Raw genomic sequence first — 17,318 nt, 5'->3', positions numbered from 1 at the left:
CAGAATGCAGAACACAGACCCGATCTGGGATCACGTCGACCGGCACAGAGAGGCCTTCGTCGGACTGTCCGACCGCGTCTTCGACACGCCCGAAACGCTCTATGCCGAATTCCGCTCGGTCGCGGAACACAAGAAGATGCTGGAAGAACAAGGCTTTCGCGTGACCGAGAACGCCGCGGGCATTCCCACCGCCGTGATCGGCGAGGCGGGGGACGAAGGCCCGGTGATTGCGATCCTGGGCGAGTTTGACGCGCTGCCCGCGCTCAGCCAGGCCCCCGGCGTGGCAGAGCATCTGCCGCTGGAACAGGGCGGCAACGGGCATGGCTGCGGTCACAACCTGCTGGGGGCGGCGGCGCTGCTGGCGGCGACGGCGGTCAAGGACTGGCTGGCGGCGCAGGGCATCAAGGCGCGCGTGCGCTACTATGGCTGCCCCGCAGAAGAGGGCGGCGCGGCCAAGACCTACATGGTGCGCGAAGGGCTGTTCGACGACGTGGACGCGGCCATCTCCTGGCATCCGGCGACCTTTACGGCGGTCAACGAGGCGGTTTCGCTGGCCAATACGAGGATCGATTTCACCTTTCACGGCAAGGCGGCCCATGCGGCCGGGGCGCCGGAACTGGGCCGCTCGGCGCTGGACGCGGTTGAACTGATGAACATCGGCGTCAACTATATGCGCGAGCACATGCCCGACAGTGCGCGCGTGCACTATGCCTATCTCGATGCCGGCGGTGTGGCACCCAACGTGGTGCAGGCCCGTGCCACGGTACGCCAGCTGATCCGCGCCAGCAGCCTGCCGGACCTGCGCGACCTTGTAGCCCGTGTGCGCAAGATTGCCGACGGGGCGGCGCTGATGACGGAAACGCGGGTCGAGACCAAGGTGTTTTCCGGCGTGTCGAACCTGCTGGGCAACCGCCCGCTGGAAGAGGCCATGCAGGCGGAACTGGACCGGCTGGGCCCGGTGCCCTTCGATGCCGAGGACGAGGTTTTCGCGCGCGAGATCCAGAAGACCCTGACAGAGGCGGACATTGCCGCGACCTTTCGCCGGATCGGGCGCACACCGGACCCCGACCTGGCGCTTTGCGACTTCGTGGCGCCGCTGGACCGTCAGCGCGAAGGCGGAGAGGGGTCGACGGACGTTGGCGATGTCAGCTGGGCGGTGCCGACGGTCCAGGCGCGGGTTGCGACCTGCGCCATCGGCACGCCGTTCCACACCTGGCAGACCGTGGCCCAGGGCAAGACCCCGGCGGCGCACAAGGGCATGATCCATGCCGCCAAGATCATGGCGGCGACTGCCTGCCGGCTGGTGGAAAATCCCGACCTGGTGGAGCAGGCCAAGGCGCGGCACCGCGAGCAGCTGGCGCGCACGCCCTATGTCTGCCCGATCCCGGACGACGTGGTGCCGCCACTGGTACGCCAATGATGAAAGGCGGACCGGGCTACCCCGGTCCGCCGCTTCGTCAGCTCAGGTGGTGGACGTCCTGCAACCCGTAGACGGGTGTCGGGATGCCTTCCATCCGGGCCTTGATCTGCAGCGCAAGGTACTGCGAGTAGTGGCGCGACTGGTGCAGGTTGCCGCCGTGCATCCACAGCCCCTCGACCTGCGTCGGCTTCCACATGTTGCGCTGTTCGCCTTCCCAGGGGCCCGGGTCCTTGGTCGTGTCCGACCCGAGGCCCCAGCACTTGCCCAGCTGGTCGGCCTTGTCCTGGCCCATCAGGTCGGCCACCCAGCCGTTCATCGAGTTGTAGCCCGTGGCGTAGACGACCAGGTCGGCGTCCAGGTGCGTGCCGTCGTCGAGGACCACGCCGGTCTCGTCCAGTTCGACAACCTGACCGCGCTTCAGCTTGATCTCTCCGTCGATGATCAGCTGGCTGGCGCCGATGTCGATGTAATAGCCCGAGCCGCGCCGAAGGTACTTCATGAACAGGCCCGATCCGTCATCGCCCCAGTCCAGCCAGAAACCCGCCTTTTCAAGACCTGCGTAAAAGTCGGCGTCGCGTTTCTTCATCTCTTCGTAGGCCGGGATCTGGAATTCATGCATGATCCGGTAGGGCAGCGAGGCAAAGATCAGGTCCGCCTTTTCGGTGGTCATGCCATTGGCCACGGCCTCTTCCGAGTAGAGCGCGCCAAGGCCCACGTCCATCAGCGTGTCGGACTTCACGATATGGGTCGAGGACCGCTGCACCATCGTCACGTCGGCGTCATGCTCCCAGAGCGCGGCGCAGATGTCATGGGCAGAGTTGTTCGATCCCACCACGACGACCTTTTTGCCGGTCCACTGGTCCGGGCCCTCATGTTCCGAGGAATGCTGCTGCACGCCTTTGAACCTGTCCATGCCAGGGAATTCGGGCATCCGCTTCTTGCCCGACATGCCGGTGGCCATGATCAGCTGTTTCGGCTTCAGCACCACTTCCTCGCCATCGCGGTCCACGGTGACGGTCCATTCCTTGGCCTCGTCGTCCCAGGTGGCCGACTTGGCGGTGGTGCGGGTCCAGTAGTTCAGCTCCATCACCTTGGTGTAGAACTCCAGCCAGTCACCGATCTTGTCCTTGGGGCTGAAGACGGGCCAGTTGTCCGGGAACTTGATGTAGGGCAGGTGATCGTACCAGACCGGGTCATGCAGGCAGAGCGACTTGTACCGCTTGCGCCAGCTGTCGCCGGGCCGGTCGTTGCGTTCCACGATGATTGTCGGAACGCCCAGCTGGCGCAGGCGTGCGCCCATCGCGATGCCGCCCTGGCCGCCGCCGATGATCAGGCAATAGGGCTGGGTTGTATATCCCAGTTCCGCCTCTTCCTTCTCGCGCTCTTCCTTCCAGGTGGTGCGGTTCTTGCCGGCGCCGTGCTTGGCGCCCATCGGACGCTGAAAGCCTTTCGGTTCCTCGTGCCCCTTCAGCTCGGCCATCGTTGTCAGCAGGGTCCAGATCTTGCCGTCCTTGAGCCGCAGCAGGCCATAGCCCCGCGCCACCTCGGTCTCGAACTCGATCCAGGCCGTTGTGATGCCACCCTCTTCGGTCGGCAGCTCCCCTTCCGCCAGTTTCCAGCCCGAAGGCTTGGTCGTCGCCAGTTGATGACGCAGCATGTCGGCCACGCCGTCCTTGCCTTCGACGGTCTTGAGGTTCCAGGTAAAGCTGACCAGGTCGCGCCAGTAGCAGTCATCCTGGAACAGCGCCGTCGCGGCCTCGATATCGCCTTCTGCCAGCGCGGCGCCGAACGTGTCCAGGAACGCCTGCGTCTGGTCCGTCAGTGTCGTGTCGAGCATGATTTCCTCCCATTGCCCAAACTTGGATGGCGGCAGTCTGGGCGAGAGAGGCCGTTCCGATCCAGCTTCGGGACGGTGTTTCGGGCGCCACGGGCGAAATTTCGCCCCGGCCCGTTGCGCGCGCAACGCCGCGCAACGGCGCCGTTGCAACGGGCCGTCATGCCGGTGGGGTCAATCCCGACTTTCGCACACGACGCAGGACGGTCGAGCGGTTCACGCCCAAGCGCCGCGCCGCCCGCGCCATGTTCCAGCCGCAGGCATCCAGAATCGCCTCCAGGTCATCCTCGGGCGTGGCGGACGTGATCCGGGCGGGCAGATCCGGCAGGTCCACGACCCGCCCGTCACAAAGCGAGACAGCCGTATCCAGTGTCGATTGCAACTCACGGATGTTGCCAGGCCAGTCGCGCCCGGCCAGTTCGGCGCGGGCCGCCGGGGACAGCTGCAGCTCTCCTGCCGTGCGCCGCCGCAAGAGCCGCTCGATCAGCCAGTCCACGTCGCTGCGCAGCCGCAGGGGGGGCAGATCCAGCACCGCGCCAACGGCACGGAAATGCAGATCTTCGCGTAGCCCGGTCGCGCCGGGGACAGTCACCTGGCGGTCGCGGGCCGAGGCGATCACCCGCAGGTCTTCGCGCCGATCCAGCAGCCTCAGCAGAGCGCCCTGCGCGGCCTCGTCCAGGTCCTCGACGCCTTTCAGGAACAAGGTCCCCGCCTTGGCCTCTTCCAGCGCGGCAACGGTTTCCGGACGCAGCCCGGCGCAGCGCAGGGCGTGGAACCCGCGCGGCGGCCCGCCGGCGACATGGATGGCGCGCGCCAGCGTTTCCTTGCCCGTGCCGGTTTCGCCCAGGAGCAGCACCGGCATCTTGCCCGCTGCCAGCCGGGCGGCCTTTTGCAGAAGCCCCTGCATCGCCGGGTCCTGTCCGGCCAGACCGGCAAAACATTCCGGCGTCTGCGGCGGCGCGCTGCGCATCGGGCGGCGCACCGTCTGCGGGGCGATGGCGTGACCGAACAGCCCGCGCCCGTCACGCAGGTGCAGCACGCGGTCTTCGGTCGGGCGCCCGCGCATCAGGTCGGGCAGGTCGTCGACGCCCAGGTGCAGCAGGCTGTCGATGCGCTGGCCGATCAGGCTGTCCGAACTCTCGGGCGACAGGCAGGCCTGCGCGCCATGCGTCAAACCGACGATGCGCCCCGATCCGTCCAGCGCCACGGCGGCCTCGGGGTCGACCTCGAGGAATTCCGGCGAGGTGGAAAACCGCAGTACCCAGTCGCTGCGCGTCATGGCCATCAGGTTCGCCATCTCGATCCGCCGGGCAGAGGCCCGGACCAGGTTCATGGCAAGGTTCTGGCTGGATTTCGGGCTGGGCGAGCGTAGCAGGGAAATGTCCAGCACTGCGGTCAGTTGCCCGCAGGTGTCGTAGATCGGCGCCGAGGTGCAGGACAGCGGCGTATGCGCCAGGCCAAAGTGATCGCCCTGGTGGATGGTCACCGCTTCGCCGGTCACGATGCACGATCCAACGCCACAGGTGCCGGCCAGATCCTCGGACCAGTCCGACCCCAGCGTCAGCCCGGCCTTCCGCAGGTCGTCTTCGAACCGGGGATCACCGAAGAAATCGACGCAGACGCCCTTGGCGTCGGCGAGCAGCAGAACGTAGTTCTGCCCGGCCACCTGCCGGAACAGGGCCCGCAGACCTGACCGCGCCGTGGCCACCAGCCGTTCGGCCTGTTCGCGGTGTTCGCGCAGTTGCGAGGCGGGCACGATATGGGCCGGGTCGGGCCGGGTCGGGTCCATGCCGTAGGTTTCGATGCACCGGCGCCAGCTGTCGGTCACCAGCGTGTCGCGGCCCGTTTCCTGGCCGCGCAAGACACGGTCGATTTCCGTCACATGCTCCAGATCTCTCATGGTTCTCCTCCCCAGGATTGCCGGGTAGTCTAGCAATGCGGGGCCTTGGGATCACCCGTTTTCCCGGCCTTACGGACCGCCGGACCTCCGACCAAAGTCGCAGGGCATTGACATCCGGGACCGGTTCTAGAGGTGTGTGAACCTGGACGGGTGTGGCCTCGGCAGGGGCGTGGGCGCCGCGAAAGAGGGATGGACGATGACACGACATGGCGGACAATTGCTGGTGGACAGCCTGGTGGCGCTGGGCGCGACGCGGGCTTTTGGCGTGCCGGGCGAAAGCTACCTTGCGGTGCTGGACGGGCTGCATGACACGGCGGGCAGGCTGGACTTCGTCAATTGCCGAAACGAGGGCGGCGCCGCCTTCATGGCCGCCGCCTGGGGCAAGTTGACGGGGCAGCCGGGGATCTGCATGGTCACGCGCGGACCGGGGGCCACCAATGCCTCGATCGGGGTGCACACCGCGATGCAGGACAGTTCGCCGATGATCATGTTCGTGGGCCAGATCGGCACCGACATGCGCGGGCGCGAGGCCTTCCAGGAGGTCGATTACCGCGCGGTCTATGGCACGATGGTCAAATGGGCGGTCGAGATCGACAATGTCGACCGCATTCCGGAAATCCTCGCCCGTGCCTGGAAAACCGCCACCACGGGGCGGCCCGGCCCCGTCGTCATCGCGCTGCCCGAGGACATGCTGAGCAGCCGGACAAAGACCGCGCCGCTGGCCGGTCCCGCCGAGTATCCCGAACCGATGCCCGCGCCGCAGACCGTGCAGAAGGCGCGCGCGATCCTGGCCGAGGCAAAGCGGCCGCTGATCCTCTATGGTGGCTGCAACTGGACGCGCTCGGGCTCGGAGGCGCTGCAGCGTTTCGCGGAAAGCTCGGACATTCCGGTGGTCTCGGTCTTCCGCTACCAGGACATGTTCGACAATTACTCGCCCTGTTTCTGCGGCGAGGCCGGGGTGGGCATGACTCCGGGCGTGCGCAAGCTGATCACCGAGGCGGACGTGATCCTGGCGGTGAACAACAGGTTCGGCGAGAACTCCACCGATGCCTGGACCCTGCTGGAGGTGCCGGTGCCGCATCAGCGGCTGATCCATGTGCACGGGTCCGACCTGGAATTGGGCAAGGTCTATCAACCCGAACTGGGCATCCACTCTGGCCCCAACGCTTTTGTCGAGGCGCTGGCAGAGGTGCCGGTCAGCGGCGATTGGGCCGACTGGCGGAGCGATGCGCGTGCCACGTGGGAGGCCGGTTTCGAGCTGGGCGACCTGCCCAGCCCGGTGGACATGGGCAAGGTCAGCGCGCATCTGCGCGACCTGCTGCCCGGGGACGCGATCCTGACCAACGGTGCGGGCAATTTCGCGGTCTGGCCCAACAAGTTCTACAAGTTCGGCCCCGATGCGCGCCTCCTGGCGCCGCAATCGGGGGCGATGGGCTATGGCGTTCCGGCGGCCATCGCCGCCAAGTTGAACGATCCCGCGCGCACTGTCGTCTGTTTCGCGGGCGACGGCGATTTCCAGATGACCTGCCAGGAACTGGCCACCGCGTCGCAGTACAATGCGCAGCCGATCATACTGATCCTGAACAACGGCATATACGGCACCATCCGCGCCCACCAGGAACGTCATTATCCCACCCGCGTGTCGGGGACGGACATGGTGGTGAACCCGGATTTCAGCGCATTGGCGCGGGCCTATGGCTTTCACGCCGAACGGGTGGAGCGGACAGAGGATTTCGCCGCCGCCTTCGACCGGGCGCTGGCCTCTCAGACGGGCGCGGTTCTGGACCTGAACATCTCGCCAGAGGCGCTGACCCCGCGGGTCAGCCTGAGCCAGATGCGCGAGGCGGCGCTGAAGGCGGGCAAGGGCTGATCCCCTGCACAGAGCTGGTGCGCCGGTGGAGGGTTTGAAACCGGCGTCTCTTGCCCCATTCTTGGAACGAGCGGGGCCGCAACGGCGGCCCCGATGGTCCACGGCGGGGAGGGAACATGAGCCAGCCAGACGAGATCCGCAAGATCCAGACGCAGGGCGTCCATCACATCACCCTGACGGGCGCCGACCGCCAGACGTCGATTGACTTCTGGGAGGGCGTTCTGGGCATGCCCTTCATCTTTGACCAGCCGAATTTGGACAACCCGGACGAAGGGCATCTGTATTTCGATCCGGGCGACGGGCGGTTGATCACCATCTTCACCAATGAGACCCGCACCCCCGATCCGGCCCGCACGCCGACCGATCCGGGCTGCGTGCATCACCTGGCCTTCAACGTCAGCCAGGCGAGCTTTTGGCAGGCGGCCAAGCGGCTGGAAGCGCGGGGGATCAAGCATTCCGGTCCCAAGGATCGCGGCTTCATGGATTCGATCTATTTCACAGACCCGATGGGCCTGCTGATCGAACTGGCCAGCTACCGGTTCGAGCCGCCCGAAGGCTGCCGCCATGCGGACGTGATGATCGAGGCGCATCGCATCCGCGTCGCACGAGGCGACCATCACATCGACCGCGAGCACCTTGCGGATGCCATCGAACTGCTGGTCGAACGGCGTCACCAATCCCTGTCCGGGGATCGCGGGGCGAAGAACCCTTACTGAGGCGCGCGCTGCCGGGCCAAGGGGAGGGCGTCAGCCCTTCTTGTCCTCCGGCAGCACGCTGTCGAGATTGACACCGATCCGGTCGCCGATCTTCTGCATGGCGGGCAGGGCCACCGCCATGTCGAGGATCGACTCGATGGTCTGACCCACGGGCGACGCGGGCCCTTTGCCGGACCGATCCAGCCCCGAGATGTGGTTGATGCTGATGCCGCTGATCTTCTCGGCGGGTTTCACCAGTTCGCCCAGGATCGCGGGCAGGCGGTCCAGCCGGATGCGCTCGGCCTCCAGCGCCATCGCCGCCTCGGACCGCCCGTTCTCGGCCTCGATCCGTGCCGCCTGCGCCTCGGCCTCGGCCAGTTGGTAGACCTTCATCGAAGCGGCTTCCTCGCGGCGGATCAGGCCCTTGACCTTGGCGACCTCCTGGTCGGCCTCGGCGGTGATGCGGGCGCGGGTGGCATCGGCCTCGGCGTCTTGCCGGGCGGCCAGCAGGGCCAGTTGCTTGCGCCGCTCTGCCTCGGCCAGCTGGCGCAGGGTTTCTATGTCTTCCTCGGCGCGGACAAAGGCGCCGCGCGCGGCGGTGGCCTCGGCCCGGGCCCGGCTTTCCTCCTGGCTCTTGGCGGACACCTGGATGGTCTTGTCCTGCTCGGCCATCTCGATCGCCCGCAACTGGGCGATTTCAGCCTCTCGCACGGACAATTCGCGCTGGATCGAGGCGGACTGGATGTCCTGTTCCATGCGGATGCGGGCCTGCGCCGCCTCGCGTTCGGCCTCGGCCTTGCGGCGGGCGATCTCGGTCAGTTGTGCGGCCAGCAGGGTCTCGATCTCCTGGCCCTGGGCGATCTCGGCGCGGCGTTCCTCCAGTTCGATCTCCATCCGGCGACGGCTGGCTTCGACCTCGGCCCGGCGTACGGCAACGGCGGTTTCCCCCTCGATCTCTGCGCGTTCGCGCTTGGACGTGGCGATCACCTCGGCCAGCTTGCGCATTCCGACCGCGTTGAAGGCGTTGTTTTCATCCAGCGACGAGAACGGCGTCTGGTCGAGCGCGGTCAGGGACACGCTGTCCAGTTGCAGCCCGTAGCGCGCCAGGGTCTCCGTCAGGGCCTCGCGCACCTCGCGCACGAATTCGCTGCGGTTCTCGTGCAACTCGTCCATCGTCATCTGCGCCGCGACCGCGCGCAGGGCGTCCACCATCATGCCGTCGATCAGCGATTTCAGCTGGTCGGGCTGAAAGGTCCGCTTGCCCAGCGTCTGAGAGGCGCGCACCACCGCCGCCTCTTCGGGCATCACAGAGGCGTAGAATTCGGCGCCCACGTCGATGCGCATCCGGTCCTTGGTGATCAGCGCGGACTCTGCGCCGCGGGCGACATGCATCCGTATGGTCTGCATGTTGACGCGGCTGATCTCGTGGAAAAAGGGTAGGGCAAGCGTGCCGCCGTCGATCACCACCTTGCGCCCGCCGATGCCGGTGCGCACAAGCGCGACCTCGTTGGTGGCGCGTTCGTAGAACCAGGCCGCCAGAGCGATCAGCACCGCGGCAAGAACGGCGATCAGGATGATCCAGCCAAGCAATGTCATGTCAAATCCTCCCCAGGGCGCCGCTCAGAAGACCGGCGGATAGTGGCGCCCGCCGCGTTCCAGCGTGATCCAGCGCAATTCGGTAAAGGCATCCAGCGACCAGCGCCCGCCGTAGCGGCCCACGCCGCTGGCCTTGACGCCGCCGAAGGGCACCTGCGGCTCGTCGTTGATGTTCTGGTCGTTGATGTGGACCATGCCGGTTTCCAGCCTCTCGGCCATGCGCAGGGCGCGCGCCTCGTCGGCGGTCCAGATCGCGGCGGTCAGCCCATATTCCGTGTCGTTGTTCAGCGCGACGGCCTCCTCCTCGGTGCGGAAGGGGCAGACCATGACCACGGGGCCAAAGGTCTCGTCGTGCCAGATGTCCATCTCGGTCGAGATGTTGGACAGCACCGTGGGTTCGACGAAGTTGTCCCAGGCCTTGCCGCCCAGATCGACCCGCGCGCCGCGCGCCACCGCGTCGTCGATCAGCGCCTTGACGCGATGCGCCTGCCGGGTGTTGACCATCGGGCCGATGGTGTTGGCCTTGTCGTTGACGTGCCCGGTGCGCAGCTTGCCCGCGCGGGCAAGGAATTTCTGCATGAAGGTGTCGTAGACGCTTTCGTGCACGAGCAGTTTCTCGGTCGACATGCAGACCTGGCCCTGGTGCATGAAGCAGCCGAAGTTCGCGGCCTCGGCGGCCTTGTCGAGGTCGGCGTCCTCCAGCACGATCATCGAGTCCTTGCCGCCCAGTTCGACGCAGCATTTCTTGAGATGTGCGCCGCATTTGGCGGCGATGTGGCGGCCCACGGCGGTCGAGCCGGTGAAAGAGACGCCCTTGACCAAGGGGTGTTCGATCAGCGTGTCGCCCACCTCGGCCACGCTGTCGCGCGAACAGGTCACGACGTTGAAGACGCCCGGGGGAATGCCCGCCTCTTCGAGGATTTCGGCGTGGTAGAGCCCGCCGGAATAAGGCGTGTCCTCAGAGGGTTTGAGCACCACGCAATTCCCGGCGGCCAGCGCGGCGGCATAGCCGCGCGAGGTCAGGATGCCGGGCATGTTCCAGGGGCTGATGACACCGACGACCCCCAGCGGCCAGCGCGTCGCCATCGACACCTTGCCATGTTCCGAGGGCAGCACCTCGCCTACGGATTGATAGCAAAGTGAGGCAGAGGTGCGAAAGATCTCGGCCACGAAGCCCGCCTCGAAGACGCCCTTGCCGTACCATCCGCCGCCCTCGTACATCACCGCGTTGATGAAGTCGTCCTTGCGGCGTTCCCAGACCTCGGCGACCTTGAGAAGCGCCTTGGCGCGGTCCTTGAAGGACCTGTTCGACCACTCTGGAAAGGCGGCCTGCGCGGCCTCGATGGCGCGTTCCATGTCCTGTGCGGATCCGTCCGGAACGCGGGCGTACAGCGAATTGTCCGACGGGTTGAGGTCGTCGAAGGTGCGGGCGGCCGGGACCCACTGGCCGCCGATGTACATGCCCCGGATGGTGGGGGAGACGTTGGGTGCGTCGAGCATTCATTCTCTCCTTGTCGGGCCGGGCCGGTAGGTCTCGGCGCGGCGGGCGGCGGTTTCGATTTCGTCCAGCATGGCGCGCAGTCGGTCGGTCGAAGGGCCGAGATCGGGCATGGGGGGGCGTGGCGTGGCCGGTGCGGGCGCCGGCTGGGCGGGTTTCGTGGCGGGCCGGGTCGGCAGGTGGCCGTTGGTCCGGCGCGAGGCCATCGCGCTGGCCCGGGCGACCAGCGCGCCCACGTCCGGCGCCCCGGTCGGGGCCTGTTTCGGAGCCGCCTGTGGCACCGGTTGCGGGGCCGGGGGCGCGGGTTGCGCCGGTGCCCTCGCGGGGTCGGGCCGGACAGGGCGCGGCGGCGGGCTGACGTGCCCGATGGCGGCGGCGGCGATCTCGCTGGGCGAGGGGCCGGAGCGGGGCCTTGGCGCGGCGGGTGTCGCGGGTCTGGACGGGGCCGGGTGCGGCGCAGCCTGTCCGCCGCCGCCGAGGTAGGCCTTTTGCACCGCCGGGTCACGCGCCAGCGCCGCGGCGCTGTCCTCGTGCACGATGCTGCCGTTTTCCAGCAGGTATCCCCGGTCGGCGATCCGCAGGCTCTGCCGGGCGTTCTGTTCCACCAGCAACACGCCCACGCCCGTCTCGCGCACCGCCTTGAGGCTGTTGAACAACTCCTTGCATAAGAGCGGTGACAGCCCCAGCGAGGGTTCGTCCAGCGCCAGCACTTGTGGGCTGGACATCATTGCCCGCCCGATGGCGACCATCTGCTGTTCGCCCCCCGACATCGTGCGCACCACCTGCCGGCGGCGTTCCCCCAGCTTGGGGAACAGGCCAAGCACCCGGTCGACGTTGGCCGCCTCGTCGTCGCGGGCGCGTTTGGCATAGGCGCCCAAAAGCAGGTTTTCCTGCACCGTCAGGTCGCCAAAGACGCCGCGCCCCTCGGGGACCAGCGCAAGGCCCGCCTCGACGATGCGGTCGGGGCGCTGACCGATCAGCTCTTCGCCGTCCAGCGTCACCGATCCCGTCGCTCGGCCCTCGCAGATGCCCGAGAGCGCCTTGAGCAGGGTGGACTTGCCCGCGCCATTGGCGCCCAGGATCACCACGATCTCGCCCTTGCCGACCCGCAGGCTGGCGTCCTCCAGCGCGCGGTGCTGGCCATAGCTGGCCGACAGGTTGCGGACCTCAAGCATCCTCGTCATCCCCCAGGTAGGCGCGGATCACCTCGGGGTCCGAAAGCACCTCCTCCGGCGTGCCCTCGGCGATCCGGGTGCCCGAGGACATGACCACGCAGCGGTCGCAGAGCGAGCGGATGGCGTCCATCACGTGTTCGACGAGGATGATCGTGAGCCCCTCGTCGCGCAACCGGCGGATCAGGGCGATCCCTTCTTCCAGTTCCGTCGGGTTCAGCCCCGCCAGCCATTCGTCCAGCAGCAGCACCTTGGGGTCCGAGGCCAGCACGCGGGCCAGTTCCACGCGCTTGGTGTCGATATAGGTCAGCTCGCCCACATGGGCCTGCGCGCGCCGCTGCAACCCCACGGTTTCCAGCATCCGCATTGCGTGCGCCTCTGCCTCGTGCCCCCAGCGGCGGCGATGGCCGAACACGGCGCCTGCGCGCACGTTGTCGAGGACGGTCATCGAGGGCAGCAGGCGCACCAGTTGAAAGGTCCGCGCCACGCCGCGTCGGGCGATGGCCTGGGCCGACAGCGCCGTGATCGGCGTGCCGCGCAGCGTGATCGTCCCCGAGGTGACGGGCAGGGCGCCCGAGATCAGGTTCAGCGTCGTCGATTTGCCCGAACCGTTGGGGCCGATCAGCCCCATGACCTCGTGTTCGGTCACGTCGAAATCGAGATCGCTGACCGCGACAAGGCCGCCGAACCGCTTGGTTGCGCCGCGTAGGGAGAGGACGGTGGGCGCGCTCATGCGTAGGCCTCCCGCTGCAGGACGCGCCGCCGCAGTCCTTCCAGCAGGCCGACGAACCCGCGCGGCAGAAGGTAGACGATCACCAGAAAGCTGAAGCCCAGCAAAAGTGTGGTCTGGTTGGGGAAACTGGCCGAGATCGCCTCCCACAGCAGGGTGAAGGGGATCACGCCCACGATCGGCCCCCAGAGCCGCCCGACCCCGCCCAGCAGCGCCATGATGACCACGAGAAAGGACAGCATCGGCGTGAAGGCGGTCGAGGGTTCGATGTAGATGTAGCGCGGGGCCAGCATCCCCCCGACAACCGATGCCGTCGCGCCCGAGACCATGAACAGCAGTACCTTGGCGCGGGCGGTGTTGATGCCGGAGTGCCGGGCAACTTCCTCGTCGTCGCCAATGATGCGCAGGGCAAAGCCCAGCCGCGACCGCCCGATGGCCCAGCCCGCCAGGTAGACCAGTGCGCCCAGGCCCAGAAGCTGCCAGTAGATATGTGCCTCGGTGATCTCGGTCAGGACATATAGTCCCTTCTGGCCCGAGACATTCTGCGCCCATGTCACGATCTGGCGGACCAGTTCCGACAGGCCCAGGGTGAAGATTACGAAATAGACGCCCGACAGGCGCAGTGTCGCGATCCCGACTAGCCCGGCCACCAGCGCGCCCAGCACCGCGGCGATGGGCAGCGTCATCCAGTAGCTCAGCCCGTTCTCGATCCCCAGCGCCGTGCAATAGGTGCCAAGGCCGAAAAAGGCCGCAGTGGCGAGCGAGATGTAGTGCGTCGGCCCGGAAAACAGTGCCCAGCTGGTGGCCAGCACGGTATACATGGCGATGGTCACGCCGATGGTCAGGTAATAGTCGTCGCCCAGAAGCGGCAGGCAGGCGGCCAGTGCCAAGAGGACGGCGGAGATCGACAGGCCTTGCCAGTCACGCGCGCTCATGCGGTCTTTCTCCCGAACAGGCCCTGCGGGCGGAACAGCAGGATGAGGACGAACATCAGGTAGGCGGCGGCCAGTGTCAGGCCGGGGTCGATCACCGTGGCCACGAAGGTTTCCAGCAGGCCCAGCATCAGCGCCGCGACGATGGTGCCGCGCACGTCGCCGACGCCGCCCATGATGACGATGACCAGCGCCTTGAGCGTGAAGAGAACGCCGGTCGAGGCATCCAGCGTCAGGAAGGTCGAGATCAGCGATCCGCCCACCGCCGTCACGGCGCCGCCAAGCGCAAAGGCCAGCGCCGAGAGGCGCGGCACGTCGATCCCCACCAGCCGCGCGCTGTCGGGCGCGACGGCAATGGCCCGGATCGACATGCCCGCGCGCGACCGGTTGAGCCAAAGCCACAGGCCGCCGCAGATCAGCACGGCGGCGACGGCGGCGGTGAGCCGGTTCAGTGCAAAGGTATCGCCAAGGATCTGCACCGGGCGGGCGAGGTAGGAATAGCTGAAATAGTCGCCGCCAAAGAGCGCCAGCATCACGCCGACAGAGAGAAAGGACAGCCCGAAGGTGGTGAGGATCGCGTCCACCTCCAGCTGGCCGCGCGATTTCGCGCGCCGCACCAGCGGGCGCAGCATGACCACGTAGATCAGCCAGTTCAGCGCAAAGGCCAGCGGCGCCACGATGAAGATGGTCAGCAGCGGGCTGACCTGGCCCGCGGTGTAGAACCAGAAGGCGGCAAAGCCCCCGGCGACCAGGAACTCGCCGTTGGCGAGGTTCATGATCCGCGCGATGCCGTATTGCAGGTTCAGCCCCATCGCGATCAGCGCATAGGTGCCGCCCAGAAGTAGCCCGGTAATCAGGATGTCCATGTCGTGTCCGTGCCGCTCCGGCCCCGGGATGCACCCGGGGCCGGGAAGGGCTTACTCCCAGCCGGTCTTGGGCATGGCCGCCACGGCGCCGTCACGGCCCGTCGAGGCGACGCCCTTGAACACGCCGCCCTGCCACTGGCCCACGGTCCAGTATTTCGCATTGGCGTTGTTCTCGTCCCAGTCGATGGGGCCGATGATCGTGTCAAAGCTGTTGTCGGCGATGTATTCGGCCACCTTCTCGCGGTCCGTGGTGCCGGCGCCCTCGATCGCCATCTGCAGAATCTGGAACGAGGCATAGGTGGGCGCCGAGGCCCAGAAGTCCGGCGCCTGGCCGGTCACTTCCATGTGGCGCGCGGCGTACTCCTTGAATGCGTCGCCATCGGCATGGATGCCACCCGCGCCCAGAACGCCCTCTGCCGCTGCGCCAAAGCGCCCCGCGTAGGCCGGAAAGGCGGTGGCGACGGCGGTGTAGAAGGCCTTGGGGGCCAGTCCGGCGATCTTGGCCTGTTCGGTCAGCCCGAAGGTGTCGGGCGGATAGGAAAAGGCGACAAAGGCGTCCGGCTCGGCCGCCTTGGCGCCCTTGATCACCGGCGAGAGATCCTGCGTGCCCAGCGGGTAGGAATTGTCATAGACGATCTCGAACCCGGCCTCGGCCATTCTGGGCCGCGCCGCCTCTGCCAGTTCGATGCCAAATGCGTCGGCGACATTGACCATCGCCACGGTGCTGCCGATCTCGCCCGCTTCGCGCATGTCGCTCAGCACCTCGACCACGCCGCCCGCGAGGCCGGTGGCACCGCCCAGCAGGAAGTACATGTTGGGAAACTTGTTCGACAGATCCTCGATCTGGTCCGAGATCGCGGTATGCGTGATCATCGGGTAGCCGTAGCGCTGAAAGATCGGCGCCGAAGCGATGTTGAGACCTGTGGAATAGGGGGCAAGGACGAAATCCGCCTTGTCCTGGGTGGCCAGGCGCTGCACCGCCTTGATGGTCTCGCCCGGGTTGGTCTGGTCGTCGTACTCGATGATTTCGACCATGTACTTGGTGCCGCCCACGTCGATCCCGCCGGCGGCGTTCACGTCATGCGCCCAGAGCTGGACGTTCGGCCAGAAGCTGACCTCTGCGCCGCCGGCCAGCGGCCCGGTCTTGGGACCGACCGCGCCGATTTTCAGCGTGTCCTGCGCCAGCGCGGTGCCGGCCAACCCGGTGGCCAGCGTCAGCGCCGCCACGGTTCCCAGTATCGTTCTGCGATTCATCTTGGTCTCCTCCCGGTTATGTTTTTCCGCCGCCGTTCACGGCGATCCATTGGCATTCCGTGAATTCGCGCAGCGCCTCGGTGCCGCCGAACCGGCCATAGCCCGAGGCCTTGACCCCGCCAAAGGGCATGGTCGGATCGTCGTGTACGGTCGACCCGTTGACCTGGCCGATGCCGACCTCGATCCGCGCCAGCATGTCCAGTGCGGCGCCGGTGTCGGCGGTAAAGACCGAGGCGACGAGGCCGAAGTCCGTGTCGTTGGCCAGCGCCAGCGCCTCGTCCCGGTCGCCGACGCGGACCACGCCCGCCACTGGGCCAAAGGCCTCTTCGGAATAGAGGCGCATCCCCGGCGCCACGTGATCCAGGATCGTCGGCTGGATGCTGCCCGCCGAAAGCTCGCCGCCCGTGACCAGCGTGGCGCCCTTTGCCTGGGCATCCTCGACCAGCGCACCGATGCGCACTGCGGCGGCGGGATTGATGAGCGTGCCCAGTGGCGTTTTGCCGGGGTGAAAGCGCAGGGTCTCGGCCTCGGTCCGGAAGCGTTCGACAAAGGCATCGGCCACGCTGTCCTCGACCAGGATCCGTTCGGTCGACATGCAGATCTGGCCCTGGTTGAAGAAACTGCCATGCGCTGCGGCGCGGGCGGCGGCCTCCAGGTCGGCATCGGCCAGCACGATCATCGTCCCTTTGCCCGACAGTTCCAGCAGGCAGGGTTTGAGATGGCGCGCGGCGGCCACGGCGATCTCGCGTCCGACACGGGTGGAGCCGGTAAAGTTGATGCGCCGCACGGCGGGATGGGCGATCAGCGTCTCGACGACCTCCTCGGCATGGTCGGGCGCATTGGTGATGTAGTTCAGGACACCGTCGGGCAGCCCGGCGAGGTTGATGACCTCGGCCACCCATTCATGCGTTTTTGGGCACAGTTCCGACCCCTTGAGAACCACGGTATTGCCACAGGCCAGCGGCGCGGCCAGCGCGCGGACGGCCAGTGCCACCGCCGCGTTCCAGGGCGCGATCCCCAGCACGACACCGGCAGGACGGCGGCGCAGGATGTTGTCGCCCTCGCGTTGCGGGCCGCTGTCCAGCGCCTTGGCCAGGTCGCGCGTCTGGCGCAGCATCGAGGCCGCGATCCCGGCGTTGAACCGCACCCAGTCGGGCGAAGAGCCGACCTCGTTGCAGGCAATTGCCACGATCTCGTCGGCGCGGGCCTCCAGCATGTCGGCGGCACGGGTCAGGATTGCGACGCGGTCTGCGGCGGGGGTGGCGGCCCATCCGGCAAAGGCGCCGGCGGCGGCCGCCGCCGCCTCGCGGGCTTCTGCCGCGCGTCCGGCCGCGGCGCGGGTGATCACCGCGTCCGAGACGGGGCCGCGCCGTTCAAAGGCCGCTCCGGCGCCCGCTGCCACGGATCGCCCGTTGATTATGAACTGCGCTTCGTACAGCTGCACCTCCCCTTGCAAGCCGGACGTTTCGGGCCAGTAGCTGCCCGTCTTGCTCAGGAAATCGCCTTTCGATGCTTGGAGTAAATGACGGTTTGCGGCAAACTGCTATCGTT

The 17,318-nt window shown here is 67.2% G+C and carries 13 protein-coding genes; 3 read left to right on the top strand and 10 right to left on the bottom strand.

Annotated features, from left to right (window positions below; translation table 11 throughout):
- Positions 1–4 precede the first annotated feature (4 nt).
- Positions 5–1,420 carry an amidohydrolase gene (locus BLQ71_RS18380; RefSeq protein ID WP_069209664.1) on the top strand — a complete coding sequence of 472 codons (1,416 nt, stop codon included), beginning with the start codon at positions 5–7 and terminating at the stop codon, positions 1,418–1,420.
- A 37-nt stretch (positions 1,421–1,457) separates the two neighbouring features.
- On the opposite strand, the gene BLQ71_RS18375 is transcribed toward BLQ71_RS18380, so the two are convergent.
- Positions 1,458–3,257 (bottom strand): NAD(P)/FAD-dependent oxidoreductase, encoded by a 1,800-nt coding sequence (locus BLQ71_RS18375; RefSeq protein ID WP_074622760.1) that lies wholly within the window; start codon positions 3,255–3,257, stop codon positions 1,458–1,460.
- 157 nt (positions 3,258–3,414) lie between these two features.
- Entirely contained in the window at positions 3,415–5,154 is a 1,740-nt protein-coding gene (locus BLQ71_RS18370; protein ID WP_074622759.1) for a sigma-54-dependent Fis family transcriptional regulator, read from the bottom strand.
- Between the two features lie 196 nt (positions 5,155–5,350).
- Here BLQ71_RS18370 and BLQ71_RS18365 point away from each other — a divergent pair, with 196 nt between their 5' ends.
- Both BLQ71_RS18365 and BLQ71_RS18360 read left to right on the top strand, forming a co-directional pair.
- Positions 5,351–7,024, top strand: coding sequence for a thiamine pyrophosphate-binding protein (locus BLQ71_RS18365; RefSeq protein WP_074622758.1), 1,674 nt, complete (start codon positions 5,351–5,353; stop codon positions 7,022–7,024).
- A 134-nt stretch (positions 7,025–7,158) separates the two neighbouring features.
- Positions 7,159–7,740, top strand: a complete 582-nt coding sequence (locus BLQ71_RS18360) for a VOC family protein (protein ID WP_074622869.1) — start codon at positions 7,159–7,161, stop codon at positions 7,738–7,740.
- 30 nt (positions 7,741–7,770) lie between these two features.
- Here BLQ71_RS18360 and BLQ71_RS18355 read toward each other — a convergent pair whose 3' ends face one another.
- The 8 genes from BLQ71_RS18355 to BLQ71_RS18320 are packed head-to-tail and all read right to left on the bottom strand — an operon-like array spanning position 7,771 to position 17,211.
- Positions 7,771–9,315: a flotillin family protein gene (locus BLQ71_RS18355; RefSeq protein ID WP_074622757.1), complete on the bottom strand. Its 1,545-nt coding sequence runs from the start codon at positions 9,313–9,315 to the stop codon at positions 7,771–7,773.
- Between the two features lie 24 nt (positions 9,316–9,339).
- Positions 9,340–10,815 (bottom strand): aldehyde dehydrogenase family protein, encoded by a 1,476-nt coding sequence (locus BLQ71_RS18350; protein WP_074622756.1) that lies wholly within the window; start codon positions 10,813–10,815, stop codon positions 9,340–9,342.
- A complete protein-coding gene (locus BLQ71_RS27165) occupies positions 10,816–11,988 on the bottom strand; it encodes an ABC transporter ATP-binding protein (protein WP_074622755.1) in 1,173 nt (390 codons plus the stop codon).
- Positions 11,981–12,718 carry an ABC transporter ATP-binding protein gene (locus BLQ71_RS18340; RefSeq protein ID WP_074622754.1) on the bottom strand — a complete coding sequence of 246 codons (738 nt, stop codon included), beginning with the start codon at positions 12,716–12,718 and terminating at the stop codon, positions 11,981–11,983. The genes BLQ71_RS27165 and BLQ71_RS18340 overlap by 8 nt, the downstream gene beginning before the upstream one ends.
- Positions 12,715–13,650 (bottom strand): branched-chain amino acid ABC transporter permease, encoded by a 936-nt coding sequence (locus BLQ71_RS18335; RefSeq protein ID WP_074622753.1) that lies wholly within the window; start codon positions 13,648–13,650, stop codon positions 12,715–12,717. The genes BLQ71_RS18340 and BLQ71_RS18335 overlap by 4 nt, the downstream gene beginning before the upstream one ends.
- The gene (locus BLQ71_RS18330; RefSeq protein WP_074622752.1) at positions 13,647–14,513 is read right to left on the bottom strand and encodes a branched-chain amino acid ABC transporter permease; all 867 of its coding nucleotides are present in this window, start codon (positions 14,511–14,513) and stop codon (positions 13,647–13,649) included. Before BLQ71_RS18330 ends, BLQ71_RS18335 begins: the two co-directional genes overlap by 4 nt.
- A gap of 51 nt (positions 14,514–14,564) precedes the next feature.
- Positions 14,565–15,767 (bottom strand): amino acid ABC transporter substrate-binding protein, encoded by a 1,203-nt coding sequence (locus BLQ71_RS18325; protein ID WP_074622751.1) that lies wholly within the window; start codon positions 15,765–15,767, stop codon positions 14,565–14,567.
- A 16-nt stretch (positions 15,768–15,783) separates the two neighbouring features.
- Positions 15,784–17,211 carry an aldehyde dehydrogenase family protein gene (locus tag BLQ71_RS18320; RefSeq protein WP_332835717.1) on the bottom strand — a complete coding sequence of 476 codons (1,428 nt, stop codon included), beginning with the start codon at positions 17,209–17,211 and terminating at the stop codon, positions 15,784–15,786.
- Positions 17,212–17,318 lie beyond the last annotated feature (107 nt).

This window comes from Antarctobacter albus, assembly GCF_900101505.1.
In the GTDB taxonomy this organism is placed as follows: Bacteria; Pseudomonadota; Alphaproteobacteria; order Rhodobacterales; family Rhodobacteraceae; genus Antarctobacter; species Antarctobacter albus.
Note: the sequence above shows the minus strand (reverse complement) of the source record. Positions and strands in the feature narration are given on the sequence as shown.